The following is a 15820-nucleotide window of genomic DNA, read 5'->3' as shown; positions in this document are numbered from 1 at the left end:
TTTTTATGTCATTCAGATTACTTTTTACAGCGCTCATTTTTCTGAGCAATTTCGTCGCTTTCGCACAAACTCCATACACCTACAGCGTTCGCAATGCACATTCACACAATGATTACGAGCAAAATATTCCGTTTTACAAAGCATATTACCAGCAATTCGGATCGGTCGAGGCAGATGTTTTTCTCCGGAATGATACCCTGTATGTAGCGCACGAACGGAAGGCGATGGCGGCTGGGCGCACCCTTCAGAGCTTGTATCTCGATCCGATCAAATTAGTTATTGAACAACATCAGGGGAATGTATTTCCAAATAGCGATGCCCCACTCCAATTACTGATTGACTTGAAAACGGAAAGCGAGCCTACCATGAAGGCTTTGGAAAAGCAACTTGCACCATATGCCAATATGCTTGTACCCAAAGGTAAAGTACAGGTAGTTTTAAGTGGGAATACTCCAAAGCCTGAAAATTTCCATTTGTATGCCGATTATCTATACTTTGATGGGCGACCAGGTATTGCATATACTCCCGACCAGTTGAAGCGGGTAGGTCTGATCAGTCAGTCTTTCACCAATTATACCAAGTGGAATGGAAAGGGCTTGATCGTAAAAGACGAGATGACAAAAATCCAGAAAATGATAGCAGATGCACATTCTATGGGTAAAAAGGTTCGCCTTTGGGCCACTCCTGACAATGTCAATTCGTGGAAAACTCTGATGAATCTGAAAGTCGATTATTTGAATACGGACCATATCGAGGAACTGGGCAACTATCTGAAAAACCGCAATAATGCTGAGTATACAAACCCGACAAAACACGCTGTATATCAACCTACCTATAAAAATAATGACAAGTTAAGCAAGGTAAAAAATGTCATCCTGCTGATCGGCGATGGCATGGGTTTGGCGCAGATATATGCGGGCGTTACTGCCAATGGAGGTCTCTTAAATCTTTCGAAATTTCTGAATCTCGGTTTTTCCAAAACCAATTCTTCCGACAGCTATATTACAGATTCGGCAGCTGGTGGAACTGCCATGGCAGCCGGGCAGAAGACGCGAAACCGGGCGATTGGCGTAGATAGTACGCTGAAGCCCATACCGAATTTGCCAGATATGCTTGCACCACTGGGTATACAATCCGGATTAATATCTGCGGGAAGCATCACGGACGCAACCCCAGCGGCTTTCTTCGGCCATCAGCCTTTAAGAGAAATGGAACAGCAGATTGCTCACGATTTTTTAAAATCAAATGTGCAGGCTTTGATTGGCGGCGGATACCAATACTTCAATAAAAATGGCATTGCTGACAGTTTGAAACTGAAAGGATATCAGGTTTCGAATAAATGGTCAGATCTGAATTCCATGAAACTACCCTACGTTTTACTGGACGATTCGAAAACGGTTTCCATTCAAAAAGGCCGTGGAAATTTCCTCACTGCGTCTTTCGCTAAACTGAGCAAAGATTTATCTAAAAACAAAAACGGTTTCTTTATGATGGCCGAAGGTGCTCAGATTGATTATGGCGGCCATGCGAATCAAGTTCCATATGTTGTTACCGAGATGCTGGATTTTGATCAGTTAATAGGCGACGCCGTTAAATTTGCAGACAGCAACGGCGAAACACTGGTGATTGTTACAGCCGATCACGAAACCGGCGGACTTACCCTGCTTGATGGCAACTTCGAAAAGGGATATGTAGACGGAGCCTTCAGTACAAATGATCACACCTCTGTTATGGTACCCGTTTTTGCCTACGGTCCACACTCCATGGAATTCCGCGGGATCTACGAAAACACAGAAATTTTCAATCGCATACTCAAAATTATGCGCCAGTATCACACTCGATAGGCGTGGTCAGGGCTGGTCATTTTTTGTCAAGGGCAGTCAGGTCTGGTAAGGGATTGTCAGGTTTAGTCAGGGCTGTTCATTTGTAGTTCTCGTAAACATTACTATTGATGACATTCCCTGACAATCAATGGCAATTACCATCAAAACCTCAATTACACTAGTCCACTCCTGACAATAAATGACAACACCCTGACAATCAATGACAACACCCTGACAATAAATGACAACACCCTGACAATCAATGACCATTCGTGACAATCTATGACGAAAATAGTCCCTTATTAAAAACTTTCGAACATTTTTTATAAATTTTTAAGGAGCGACTAAGGGTTGGGTTTCTGACGTGCGACATCCTTTTCGACGCCGAATTACAAATACGTTATCAATGAAAGAACCGTTGGTGGATAATCACCTGCTTAAAAAATACCTGGACGGAGAATGTACCGACCAGGAAAATGTAATAGTGGAAAAATGGTACGAAGACCTTACAAAGGTTGCCAATTATCTGGATACCATTCCTGCCCATGATCAGGAACGACTGAAAAGTGAGACCTATGCATTCATAAGAAAAACACTTGACCAGCATAAAACTGAAAACCGGATTCAACCTATGTATAAATGGGTGGCTGGAATCGCAGCAAGCATATTGGTTATCAGCATATTGTATTTTACACAAAGTAAAAAACTGTCGTCATCCGGACGTGAACTAAGTCAGCAGACCAAAACAGATTCACGCTATATCACCTTTGTTAATTCTCAGACTAAAATTACGCGCCACAAATTGCCCGACGGCACAGTCGTATGGATGCATGAAAAAGCCAGTATCACTTATCCCAGACAGTTTGGGAGTATAGACCGCAGAGTTACGTTTTCGGGTGAAGGTTACTTTGAGGTGGCACACGACAGGGCGCATCCGTTTTTAATACAAGCTGGCAAAATGGGCGTAAAAGTGCTGGGGACCAGCTTCAATGTAAAAGCATCTGCAACGGATCACATTTATGAAGTTTCGGTGGTGACGGGTAAGGTTTCCGTGTCTGCGTCGGGTAAAGAGAATGGCGATAAAGTTGTTTTGAAAGAACATGACCGTGCACTTTTCGAGACCGAATCGGAGCGATTGACAATTGCAAAACAAAATATACACCAAACGAGAAAGGAAATATATGAGCCTGTATCGATCGTCTTCGACGGTACTTCATTGGAACAAGTAGCGGAAAAACTGGAGCAACGATTTGATATTCAGATCAATATAACTAATCCAAAAATGACCACGTGTGGCATCACAGCAGATTTTGAAGAACAGTCATTACCGGCCATTCTGGATATGCTTTGTACTTCGCTGGATGCAAATTATAAGATATCGGGTCAGACTATTTTACTGGACGGCCCGGCATGTGAATAGCGCTTTTGAACAATATCCATTTAAATACTATCAAACACGAAACCTGAACATCTTATGAACTAAACCTTAGATTTCAACCCAGACCAAAAAAAAGGGCCGGATGTGTACCACCACTCCCGGCTCCCATGAATGCCCAATGTCGTGTACCACCACGGCAGAAGGAAAGTTTGTCCAACCAGTTCTAATAATCAGACAATCAAAGTTATGGAAAAACCAATACCGAACAAGCCGGTTAACTGGCTAAAAATTATGCGCATCGGATTACTTCAATGTGTTTTGGCAGCTCTTCTCGGAAGTATCACATATGCCCGCGAGAGTTCAGCCCAGTCGATTCTGGCCCGGGATATGACATTAAGTTTTACCAATGTCAGCCTGAAAGAAGCACTCGGTCAGATTCAGGAAAAAACGGAGATTAAATTTGTTTACAGCACGCGTATATCATTGAAGGAAAAGATCAATCTTCATGTTGAAAAACAGAAGCTTTCCAAAGTTTTGGATATTCTTTTAGAGCCTAGAGGAATCAGCTATCGGGTTTATAACGAGCAGATTGTACTGGCTCCTTCGAAAAAAACATCGGAAATTTTTCTTCCTGAAATTCAGGAAAGACTTCTCATGGCCGCCAACCCGGCCGATATCGTGGTAAAGGGGAAAGTAACTTCCGCTGATAATAAGGAGGTTCTTCCTGGTGTGAGTATTGTTGTAAAAGGCACTCAGCAGGGAACTACCACAAATGGCGACGGAGAATACGAGATCCGTGTTCCAAATCCACAAGCAACGCTGATCTTTAGCTTTGTTGGTTATATCGCCAAAGAGGAAATAGTTGGTTCACAATCAGTTATCAACGTTTCTTTAGGCGCCGATACCAAATCGTTACAGGAGGTAGTCGTGATCGGATATGGTACGGTAAAGAAAAGTGACCTTTCGGCTGCGGTAGCTACTGTTCCCGATATGGACAAAATCAAAAACCGGCCAGTGCTTGATGTTGGTAATATGATTCAGGGTAAAGTACCTGGCGTAACGGCGGTAAGCAATGGTGGCCACCCGGACCAAACACCTAGTATCACCATTCGTGGTACAGGTTCCAGAGGCAGCGAAAGTGTATTATATGTGGTGGATGGTGTTCCAAACGCACCATATAACCCATCTGATATTGAATCAATTACTGTACTAAAAGATGCTGCATCGGCCGCCATTTACGGGGCATTTTCAGGATCGGCAGGCGTAATTTTGATTACCACGAGACAAGCTGCCGCTGGCAAACCGAGTATTGAATATTCAGGTTTTGTCGGTGCCAAGCAAGCCTGGAAATTACCGCACGCATTGACAGCCGACAAGGAAGCATATGTTTCCAATCTGGCATATACCAACGCAGGCATGACGCCACTTGACGGGTGGGATGCAACCAAAAACCCGTATGCTCAGGTAACGCGAACTAACTGGGTAAACGAGATTTTCAGAACAGGCATTGTACAGCGTCATAATGTGACGATCAACGCAGGGACCGATAAATTCTCAACGCTTTTTCAGGGACGTTATGAAAAAAATGAAGGGACTTTGCTGAATACCTACAGCCAGAATATGTCGCTTCGTTTCAACTCGTCTTACAAGTTTACCGACAAACTAAAATTCCGTCAGGAGCTATTCTGGAACAACAGCGATAACCGCGGAACGGAAACTGCAAGCGGATATAGCGGTACGATCTTGTCAGCCATATATATGCCAAGTTCGGCAACGCCATATTACGACGACGGAAGCTTTGGCGGAGTAGGCCCACGTGACTCCCAGTATCTTGGTATTCACGGAGATGTGATCAACCCGGTTGGGACTTTGTTGAGAAACAGACCCTATAACAAAGGCAATGATTTACAGTCGGTTTCGGAGTTTTCATATTCCAATATTATCCCCGGTCTGTCATTCCTGACAAGATTCTCATATCGCCAGCAGTCGTCTCTATACAAGAGCTTTACGCCAAAACGCACCGAGCCTGGGAAACCGAATAACCAAAACTCGCTTTACTATTCGACCAACAGAGGATATAACTGGATTTGGGAAAACACAGCCAACTATTCACGCGTGTTCGGAAAGCATAATGTTGGTGCGATGGTTTCGACAACTGCACAGGAAAACGGGGCAAAGGGATTTACCGCAGCCGCACGTGACTTTCAGGACGAAGAAAACTGGGCTCAGTTTTTCATAAACGCAGCAACATTTACTTCCGACCGCCCAACGGATTACGACTGGAAAGACCGCAACTTGTCGTACGTGGGAAGACTTTCATATAGCTGGGCTGACCGCTATTTTGTAACAGGAAGCTATCGGTATGATATCGCGGGACGTTTGGCTGACGGATATAGAGGCAAAGGCTTCCCTGCGGCAACAGCTGCATGGAAGATCAGTTCGGAGCCATTCTTTAATATTCCGGCAGTGGATTTGTTCAAAGTTCGCGCGAGCTGGGGACGTATCGGTAACATTGGTTCAGTTGGAAGATATTACGGTTATTCTGTTTTGACTTCGAACAATACTTACCAAATCGGACAAGGTGCTCCTTTCACGACAGCACTTTATTTGAACAACCTCCAAAACCCGAAATTGACCTGGGAAACTTCTCAGCAAACAGATATTGGTTTGGATATGAGCTTCTTAAAAGAAAAACTGACGGTTTCTGTTGATTATTTTGACAAGAAAACCTACAATCTGATCAAACAACAAGATACTGGCTGGACGAATACAAACGGTTTTGGTGCACCATATATCAATCAGGGAGAAATCAGCAACAAAGGATGGGAAGTGGTCGCAACGTGGCGTGACCGCGCTGGTGATCTTGGATATGAATTTTCAGGAAACATCGCCACTTTGAAAAACCGTGTAACCTATATCGACGAAGATCCGAATTCAGTTTGGGTGCATGGCGATGCATGGAGAGGAACCATTACGCCTTATCGCTCGACTGTCGGCCAACCTTATTATTCATATTGGTTGATCAAAACAGCAGGTATTTTCCAGTCGGATGAAGCTGCGAACGCATATACTTTGAACGGCAACAAAATTCAGCCAAACGCAAAAGCCGGTGATTTGAAATTCATTGACAAAAACAATGACGGAAAAATCGACGACGGCGACCGTGAGTATATGGGTAACGCATTCCCGAAAATCACTTACGGATTCACTACCAACCTGAACTGGAAGTCTTTTGACATGAGTTTGTTTGTGCAAGGTGTGGGTGGCGTTAAACTTTTCCACGCTTTCAAAGAATCAACTTTGAACGCCTCGGAGCAGGGCTATAACCGATGGGATAAAATTCTGGACGCTTGGTCACCCACCAATACGGGATCAGATATACCACGAATATCGGCCAGCGACGCCAACAAAAACTTCCAGACTGCATCTGATTTTTATCTTGAAAACGGAAATTATGTACGTCTGAAAAGCCTCGTGATCGGTTATACCCTGCCGAAGTTTGCGAAAGGAGCGAATTTGAGAGTATACCTGAGCGGCGACAACCTGCTCACTTTCACTAAATATTCAGGAATGGATCCTGAGGTAGGTGGTATCGGTATGGACGGTGGGCAATTCCCTGTTTCCCGTGTGTATTCAGCAGGCTTGAAGTTGAAATTCTAACCAATAGACATTAAACAGATGAAATTATATATCAAATATCCGATTCTGGCAGCCCTTGGTTTGACATTAAGCCTCGGCTCATGTAACGACTGGGTCGACACAAAACCAAACGGGGCGTCAACCACAGCCTATTTCTGGGACAGCGAAGATGATGTGATCAAAGGAATTGCAGCCCTATATATCCCGATGCGCTACGAGTCCACCTGGGGTCGTGATTTGTTCTGGATGCAGAATGCGAGCGATGATCTGATCGTGGGCCGATCGAAAGCAGACGGTGAAAACATCAAAAACTTTATTCCTTCTGGTAATGAAGGGTATATGTCCAGCGGCTGGAATGATCTTTATTTTATGTTGAATAAGGCAAATCAGGCCATAGCCGGTGTGCAAACTGCCACCAATATCAGCGAAGATCTGCGGAAACGATCGCTTGGCGAGGCATATTTCGTAAGAGCCTTTTCTCATTTCTGGATCGCTTATCTGTGGGGACATAAGGATCAGGGTGTGCCATACGATGGCGTGGAAAATGCAGAATTCGGTAATCGTATTCCACCGCAATTGGCTTCTGTTACAGACAATTATGCACAGGTAATCAGTGATTTGGAAAAAGCTGCTGATATGCTTCCATTGTTCCAAACTTACGGCGCTAACGATTATGGTCGTGCACACAAAGCCGCGGCGTGGGGTTATATGGTAAAGGCATATGCATACTGGGCACAGTACGATGAGTCAAAATGGTCATTAATTCCGGCGCTTTGTGAAAAGATCAAAACAGAAGGTGCTCGCTCACTGGTTACCGGGTTAGGTAGTCCAAAAGCGAATTACCGTGGCGTATTTACAGAAGCAAACAACTGGACTTCGGAATATATCTGGTCGGTAAACTCTGGTGTTCAGGGTGGTTCGGAGTTTCCGGGTGTTATTTTGGAAAACAAAGGCTGGGGTATATATAACGGCTGGGGGTATTTCCAGCCAACGGAAGAACTTTATGACGAGTATGAAGCGAACGATCCTCGTCGTGAAGTGACGATTCTGAAGTTTGGTGATAAATTTACCTTCTTCGGAGTGGAGCGCACGTATTTCTCGACTAACAGCCTGTCGGGTTTCCAGATCAACAAGTATATGGATCCTTATAGCTACGGCACGGATCAGGATCCGGGCACGAATTCGAAGATCAACCAGAGCGGTGACTACCCAACCACAACGTTGAATTTGCCATTGATGAGATATGCTGAAATCCTTCTTTTCAAAGCCGAGGCGTTGATCAAACAAGGTAAAAGCAGCGAAGCAGCCGCTCCGTTAAATGAGGTTAGAGCCCGCGTTGGTCTTGCACCGATTGCAGCACCTACCATGGCAGATTTGAAACATGAAAGACGCGTAGAGCTAGCCTGCGAATGGACCGACCGCCTCGCTGACCTGAAACGTTGGGGCGATGTAGCGACCATCAACGCTCCGCTACATGGCCGTATCCACGCAAACAAAACAGATCCAGCATCTGCATATACGGTTCAACAAGTATGGCCAGCACGCCATTTCGACCCAGCCAAACACATGGCCTGGCCCATCGCTCCAAACGAACTTGCCAAAAGCAATGGAGCATATAAGCAGACTCCGGGTTGGTGATTTGATGGTTTGAGAATATTAGGAGGAGATCGGGCTTTGGCTTGGTCTCCTTTTTTAAATGGTGGGTTTTGTTATTCTAGCTTTACCGTCGTCTAATCTCGTATTATTTGTTTGCATACTGTTTTTCAAATCCTCAATCTATTTTTAGTCTTGACAAACAAACTCCGTTGTCCCTAGAATAGGTGTAGCGAAAGGAAATATCATGATATCTATTATTTTTGGAGAGCACATTCACTACCCAAAATCCATCAAAATCAACACTAAAATATGGCAAACGAATCCGCAAACCCAGAAAATAAATCAAGCCAACCAGCTCCAAGCCCATTTATCCAGACTTTCTTCCATGGTACAAAGGCCGATCTTAAAATCGGCGATCTGATTGAAATCGGGGTCAACTCGAATTATGGGCAGCAGAATAAAGCAAAATATATCTATCTCTCGGCAACGCTGGATGCTTCTGTCTGGGGCGCAGAACTTGCTTTGGGCGAAGGACGTGAACGGATATATCTGGTCGAACCGACCGGCCCCATTGAGGATGATCCTAACTTAACCGACAAAAAATTTCCGGGTAATCCGACAAAGTCTTACCGCTCAAAAGATCCGTTTAAGGTGGTCGGAGAGATCACCGTTTGGCAAGGTCATTCCGCGGAACAAGTGAAGGCCATGAAAGAAGCTCTAACAAAATTGAAAGAGCAAGGGATCGAGGCAATTGAAGATTGATCGATCAATACTGCCAAGTGTGCGACAAGTTAATAACCCGGAACAGAAACCGTATCAGTTTCAATCGTGTTACTGACGTGCAACGCACGATCCCGAATTCGTATTTTGAATTTAACAGTGACCGGAGCGTAGGAACTATCATATAAAAACCGGGTGCCCACGCTTTGAATTCCGGTAATAGGCTCGGGTAAGCTGTTGGCCTTAAGCATAGGTAACCATATATATTTGTCTTTTGGTAAAACTGCTTCCGTCCACGAACCGTCCTTATTAAGGCGAACAGTGGTCAATTCACAGCTTCCCCACTCTCCATATCTGAGCGTATCCCGAGCATCGACATCCTCTCCCAAATCGCCATCTCCATCCTTGAAAATGAAATTGATGGATATATTATCAGATTTTTTGCCTGTAGAATCGACCAGCCAAGTATGCTTAATGCCGCTGTAATCAATTTCTGGTATATCATTATAGACCGGATCATCCACGCAGTTGGTCAAAACCAGGAACCCCAAAAAGAACAAGGCAATTTTTAGTTTTTTCGACATATCGACTATTACGTTATTTTCCTGGCTTGTAATATAAAAATCCGTTCGTGTTTTACTTGTTTGTTCAGTTTATTTTGCCACGAAGAAACTAAGATTAAAATTAATATCCTGCTTATAATTCAGACTTAACACTTGTGTCGGCATCCTTTATGATCAGAACCTCGCATATCGACGAAAACACCTGAGTATCGTCAACGACCAGAGTTATTATGGTTTAAGATTTATAAGGTTATAACGTCGTCCTTGCAACTTGTTGTATCACAAAATCAGCAGCATTATCCCCCAGTTTTCATACTTTTGCATCTTTCCTTTTAAAAAAACTCCAGCCCAACATTAGATATGCCTGTTCAAAAATTCAACGATCGTGTAAAAGTAAGGGTTAAAAACGATCGGGATATCTGGATAATCCTGGAACATGAAACGATCAGGAAAGGGGCTACCACCAAAGTAACCGGCAAAGTAAAATGCCGCAATACCGTTACAGGTCAGGTGAAGTTTTTTAGTGAGAATAGTTGTGAATTGGCTTAGAGAAGCCCCTAATTCATAATCCACAACCAAATTTCGTAAGCGGTACAGGTATCTCCCCTTTTATACTAGGTCAATTTTACCATTTTCATTCCCGCTTCAACGAGTTTGGGACAGACTTTCATGCACTAACGTTTTCAAATACGCTTGTTTTTTTACCATTAAGGAATGAAGGGTCATTGAGGCGGCTGAAATAATCTCCTATAAATCAATAATTTATAAATCAAAAAGTTAAGTAAATTTTATTTTACATACAAAACACAAATTAATATCTCAGTTTTACATACATTTGAATATAATATCATCATATCCATATGAAAGGAGCAAACTTGGGTGAATTTGAGGAGCTTGTTTTACTGACAATCGCCGCGCTTACGAGTGAAGCATACAGTGTCGCGATATGCGATGAACTGGAAAAACATACAGGACGCTCCGCCAAGCTTGGAGTGGTGCATTCTGTACTGAATCGTTTGGAGGAAAAAGGGCTTGCCAAAAGCCGCCTGGGCGAAGCAACTAGCACCCGGGGTGGAAAACGGAAAAGGTTTTATGAAGTGAGTCATGCGGGTAAAGTAGCGCTAATGAAAGCTAAAGAAGTACGTGAAAACATCTGGCGCAATATACCCGGCTTTAATCTGGAAGGTTCGATATGAGACAAAAAGCAGAAGCCAAACCGCCCGCCTGGGCTACCCGTTTTTTACACTGGTACTGCCGTCCGCGCCTTTTGGAAGACCTCGAGGGTGATCTGAACGAATATTTTGATCGCAATGTGCAGAAAAAAGGTATCAGCAAAGCCAGGCTGATCTATGCCGTCGACGTGATCAAATTCATGCGGCCCTATACCATTCGAAAAATAGAATTTCTTACGCTTTTTATTCACTGGATCATGATCGGCAGCTATTTCAAAACTTCTCAGCGAAGCCTCGTCCGCAACAAATTATTTTCTCTGATCAATATCGTCGGGCTTGCCGTAAGTATGTCGGTCGGGCTATTGGTGATATCTATTGTCTCAGATCTATATTCTTATGATGATTTTCAGGAAAAGAAAGACAGGACTTACCGCGTGATCACCAAAACTTCGGACAACGGGCCGTCTTCCCAAATGAATCTGGCTTCTACTTCCATTGCGGTCGGCGAAAAGATAAAGGAGGCAGTGCCCGCCATCGAGGACGTTTCCATAATCCGCCAGGGATTTTGGGGTGATGCAAAAGTTGGCGAAGCTGCTTTTCCAATGGGCGCGCTCTGGGCCGACAATTCTTTCCTAAAAGTCTTTTCCTTTCGTCTGATCAAAGGAGATTCTGCAACGGCACTTAGAGAACCTTACTCCCTGGTTTTGACCGAGAAAACCGCCGAAAAGTTATTTGGCAGTTCTGATCCATTAGGCAAAACCGTTCAGTTCGACTCGACAAATTATACCGTAACAGGTGTAGTACAGGATATACCGAAACTTTCCCACCTTACTTTTGAAGCACTCGTATCGCTGCCTTCACTATATGCGGGCCATTCGGGCGAAAACTTTCACAGCTGGGATAATATCTGGTCGAACTATGTATATGTCACTTTCTCTAAAAAGATTGACCCTAAAAAACAGCAGGCGGCGCTCGATCGATTGAGCAAGCGTGAAAACAAAACACTGACGAACCGGAAAATCTGGGTATCGCTTCAGCCATTGAAAGATATCGTACTGGGAGGTCCGCTTTCCAACAATATGGGCCCGGGCTTTGCGCCTCCGGTTATGTGGACACTATGCGGCCTTGCTTTTGTAATCATCCTTTCTGCGTGTTTTAACTATACCAACCTTTCGGTCGCCCGATCAATGCGAAGATCAAAGGAGGTCGGAATCAGGAAGATTATAGGCGCACAGAAAAGTCATGTTTTAGGCCAATTTATGGCAGAAGCGGTCATTATTGCCCTATTAGCACTAACTTTTTCATTTGTCTTGTTTTTGGTATTGCGAAAGCAATTCCTTGGACTCGATAGTCATGTTTCAGATATTTTCGCATTGGATATCTCTTTTCAAAACGTGATCTATTTCATCTTGCTGGCGATCGCAACAGGCTTGGCAGCAGGTTTCATGCCGGCCCTGTTTTTCTCCAAAATGAATGCGTTGAATGTGATGAAAGATGCGTCCAATATGAAGATTTTTCGTCGTGTCGGCATACGGAAAGTACTGATTGTGATTCAGTTCACGCTGTCGCTCATTTTCATTGCAGCCACACTGATCGGCTATAACCAATATAAAAGTCTCCTCTCATTCGATCTGGGTTTCAAAACGGATAACATCATCAATATCAGGCTACAAGGCAACAAAAGTCAGGTACTGGAAAAAGAATTATCCCAAATCCCGGCTGTAAAGGGTATTTCAAAATCGATGATGATCACCAGTCTTGGGAGCATTCACGGAACAAACCTGACCTATGCGATGGATTCCAGTATGGTCTGGCTCAATATGGTGGATGAGCATTATTTGACGTTGCATCAGCATAAACTTTTGGCTGGGAAAAATTTTCAGTTGAGACCAGAAAAGGGAAAGGAAATTGAGATCATCGTCAATCAGCAAGTGTTAAAACGCTTCAATATAGCCAAACAAAAACCTGAGAAAGCAATCGGAACCATCGTCACGGTGGATGGACAAAAACTGACGATTGTGGGTGTAATCAAAGATTTTCATTACGGTACGCTCGATAACAAAATCGAGCCGGTAATGTTCCGTTATTCGGCTGAACCGGGTAACTATCTGAACGTCAAAATCATTTCGAAAAACCTTCCCGGAACTATGGCGAGCATAAAAAACGCCTGGAAGAAAGTGGATAAAGTACATGAATTGGATGCAAAGTTCTATGACGAACAAATAGAAGAAGCATATGCACAGTTTTCTCTGATTATTAAAGTCATCGGTTTTATCGCCTTCCTTGCCATTTGCATTGCCTCGTTAGGTCTATTTGGTATGGTCGTTTTTACAACAGAAACCAAGCTGAAAGAAATCAGTATTCGAAAAGTACTAGGCGCAAGCGAAACGGGATTGGTATATCTGCTTTGCAAAGGATTTCTGATACTACTGGTCATTTCAACGCTGATCGCGCTCCCGACGACCTATCTGTTTTTCGATAAAGTTGTTCTGACAAAATTCCCTTATCATCAGTCAATAAGCATTACTGAAATGTTGAGTGGCTCGCTGTTAGTGATGTTATTCGCGTTCTTTTTAATCGGATCTCAAACTATTAAGGCAGCGCGGAATAATCCGGCTAAGGTCTTGAAGAGTGAGTAAAATCGTGATGCGGTGTTTTTAGTGACTTCAAAATAGGTTGGAATAATGATTAACTGTTGTTGAGGCTACAACCTGAATAACAGTTAATTTGTTTTTAAGCCTATTGAAATTCACAAGCTAATAACAACAATTAAACTTCTGAATCTTAAAATTCTAAATTTCCAAATGGTTTTACTCCTACTTTTTCACCATTTGGGCATCAAGAAAAGTTAAGTACCTGGAAACCTGAAATTTCCGAATAATACGATAGTCAAAACTCATCAAACCATCCAAAGATCGAGATTGACAAACGCTGATTATTATCATTTCTTCAAGAACAACATGCAAACTTCCTCTCAAATCATCTTTCCTAAACAAATTTCATCCTTATACATCACACGCATCTCCCTGACAATCAACCAAATATTAATCACAAGGATACCTCAAATTAACATTCGGTCACTTATTATTTTTATGTTAAGAAAGTATATAAAAGGAAAGAATTCCTTAAAATTGGATATGAAATTCTTTAATGATATTCACCGAATTTTGCATCACTAATTGGCATCTTTGATGAAATTGGTTTTACGATAAGATTATGATAACAAAGTATTCAACTCACTCAGACGAACAGATTCTGGCCATATTGCGCGCCGAAGATGACCGCAAAGCTTTTGAGGAGCTGTATTTCCGTTACTTCAAGATCTTGTACAACTACATTTCACCCAAAGTCAACGATCGGTATATAGCTCAGGATATTCTTCAGGAGCTCTTCGTAAGTCTGTGGCAAAAACGACATACTGCAGATATCAACAATTGCAAACAATACCTCTTTTCTGTTTCCAAAAATTTGATTATCAACCACTACCGTAAGGAGTTGGTTCGTCAAAGACAAAATATAGAGTGGGAAACATCCAGAGCAAAAGAAGCGAACTCGACGCTTGAGCATACCCTCGCGGCAAATCTCGAAAGTCGGTATGAAGATGGATTGGATATTTTAACTCCGAAATGCCGTGAGGTCTTTGTACTTAGCCGTAAGGGATATACCAACCGCGAAGTCGCGTCCCAGCTGGCAATCTCTGAAAAAAATGTGGAACAGCATATCTCCAAGGCTCTGAAAACTTTACGCGTTCATCTGCGCGAACACCTTGTGTATACATTGATTATTCTTCAACTTTTTTAAATTTTTTCCTGTCTGCACTAGGGTGTTTGCCCGGCGGCTCCGACTTAATAATACGCAACGATTATTAAGGAATGAACTCAGCTAAAATTACCCCCGAATTGCTTCAGAAATACCTCCTCGACGGCTGCACCGAAGAGGAAAGAAAAATGGTAGAAGAATGGTACGAAAGTCTCCGGAAAAATCCTGAGCAGTCGGAAAATACGCGGGCGTTTGATGATGACATACTGATGGTTAGCACGTTGCAGAACATTAACAATCAAATTGATAATGATGAAGTTGCGGACAGAAGACCAACGATTAACTGGGGCTGGATTGTGGGCGTGGCAGCTTCGGTTGTGGCAGTGTTGGGCTTTCTTTTTTTTCAGGTTCAATTTTCAAAGAACCCGGAGGTTGTTGCATCTCACAAAATCGAAGTTCCATCTTCGGGCCTGTTGACCTTTAAAAATACGGCTGCCAAAATAATCGCATATACCTTGCCCGACGGAAGTACGGTCTGGATGCATAAAAACGCTGAAATTAAGTATCCCGAAAAATTTGAACCTGATAACAGAAGTGTGCATTTCTCAGGTGAAGCTTTTTTTGACATTCAAAAGGACAAAACCCGACCATTCTTCATCCATAGTGGCGAAATGACCGTAAGAGTTTTGGGGACGAGCTTCAATGTAAAGGCGGAGTCGGAAACTGCACAATTCAGGATATCCGTGGTGACCGGAAAAGTCGAAGTTTCGGCACCTGACGTTAATTCAAACGCTCAACAAGTAATCCTGAAACCAAACGAAGAAGCATTATTTGAGATAAAGACGCGCAAGCTGAGTGCGCAGATGCTTCCTGTCCTTGCCAAAAAGGAGATATACCAGCCTTTGAGCATCAACTTCACACAAGCATCTATTAGCCATGTTATAAATCAACTAGAAAACCGCTTCAATATCAAAATAGGGTTATCCGATCCACGGATTGCGAAATGCCATTTCAATGGCAACTTTGAAAACGAGTCGCTTCCGGTCATTCTGGATATCCTTTGCAAATCACTTGAAGCAGATTATTCGATCAAAAACGGGCTCATCACCATATCCGGCGAGCCCTGCCAGTAACGAGTCGACCATTCTAAACCTGAACTTATATGATTAA

General features: G+C 43.2%; 11 protein-coding genes. 10 read left to right on the top strand and 1 reads right to left on the bottom strand.

What is annotated here, in order from left to right; genetic code table 11:
* Positions 1 to 5 precede the first annotated feature (5 nt).
* The 5 genes from AC1XUD_RS02390 (at position 6) to arr (ending at position 9198) form a co-directional block, all read left to right on the top strand.
* The gene (locus AC1XUD_RS02390; protein ID WP_483359343.1) at positions 6 to 1844 is read left to right on the top strand and encodes an alkaline phosphatase; all 1839 of its coding nucleotides are present in this window, start codon (positions 6 to 8) and stop codon (positions 1842 to 1844) included.
* A 385-nt stretch (positions 1845 to 2229) separates the two neighbouring features.
* Complete coding sequence (locus AC1XUD_RS02385; RefSeq protein WP_483359342.1) at positions 2230 to 3243, top strand: FecR family protein; 1014 nt, start codon at positions 2230 to 2232, stop codon at positions 3241 to 3243.
* 204 nt (positions 3244 to 3447) lie between these two features.
* Positions 3448 to 6861, top strand: coding sequence for a SusC/RagA family TonB-linked outer membrane protein (locus AC1XUD_RS02380; RefSeq protein ID WP_483359341.1), 3414 nt, complete (start codon positions 3448 to 3450; stop codon positions 6859 to 6861).
* An 18-nt stretch (positions 6862 to 6879) separates the two neighbouring features.
* Entirely contained in the window at positions 6880 to 8478 is a 1599-nt protein-coding gene (locus AC1XUD_RS02375; RefSeq protein ID WP_483359340.1) for a RagB/SusD family nutrient uptake outer membrane protein, read from the top strand.
* Between the two features lie 267 nt (positions 8479 to 8745).
* Complete coding sequence (arr, locus tag AC1XUD_RS02370; protein WP_483359339.1) at positions 8746 to 9198, top strand: NAD(+)--rifampin ADP-ribosyltransferase; 453 nt, start codon at positions 8746 to 8748, stop codon at positions 9196 to 9198.
* Positions 9199 to 9227: 29 nt separating this feature from the next.
* Here arr and AC1XUD_RS02365 read toward each other — a convergent pair whose 3' ends face one another.
* Positions 9228 to 9740: a hypothetical protein gene (locus AC1XUD_RS02365; RefSeq protein WP_483359338.1), complete on the bottom strand. Its 513-nt coding sequence runs from the start codon at positions 9738 to 9740 to the stop codon at positions 9228 to 9230.
* Positions 9741 to 10079: 339 nt separating this feature from the next.
* Between AC1XUD_RS02365 and AC1XUD_RS02360 the strand changes: the two genes are divergently transcribed.
* The 5 genes from AC1XUD_RS02360 (at position 10080) to AC1XUD_RS02340 (ending at position 15783) form a co-directional block, all read left to right on the top strand.
* Entirely contained in the window at positions 10080 to 10268 is a 189-nt protein-coding gene (locus AC1XUD_RS02360; protein ID WP_483359337.1) for a hypothetical protein, read from the top strand.
* 311 nt (positions 10269 to 10579) lie between these two features.
* Positions 10580 to 10915 (top strand): PadR family transcriptional regulator, encoded by a 336-nt coding sequence (locus tag AC1XUD_RS02355; protein ID WP_483359336.1) that lies wholly within the window; start codon positions 10580 to 10582, stop codon positions 10913 to 10915.
* On the top strand, positions 10912 to 13530 hold the full coding sequence (locus AC1XUD_RS02350; protein ID WP_483359335.1) for an ABC transporter permease: 2619 nt from the start codon (positions 10912 to 10914) through the stop codon (positions 13528 to 13530). Before AC1XUD_RS02355 ends, AC1XUD_RS02350 begins: the two co-directional genes overlap by 4 nt.
* Before the next feature lie 577 nt (positions 13531 to 14107).
* Positions 14108 to 14692 carry an RNA polymerase sigma-70 factor gene (locus AC1XUD_RS02345; protein WP_483359334.1) on the top strand — a complete coding sequence of 195 codons (585 nt, stop codon included), beginning with the start codon at positions 14108 to 14110 and terminating at the stop codon, positions 14690 to 14692.
* 71 nt (positions 14693 to 14763) lie between these two features.
* The gene (locus tag AC1XUD_RS02340) at positions 14764 to 15783 is read left to right on the top strand and encodes a FecR family protein (protein ID WP_483359333.1); all 1020 of its coding nucleotides are present in this window, start codon (positions 14764 to 14766) and stop codon (positions 15781 to 15783) included.
* Positions 15784 to 15820 lie beyond the last annotated feature (37 nt).

The organism is Dyadobacter sp. HNCC25DJ184, assembly GCF_056895215.1.
The sequence above is the reverse complement of the archived record's forward strand: the minus strand, read 5'-3'. Positions and strand labels throughout refer to the sequence as shown.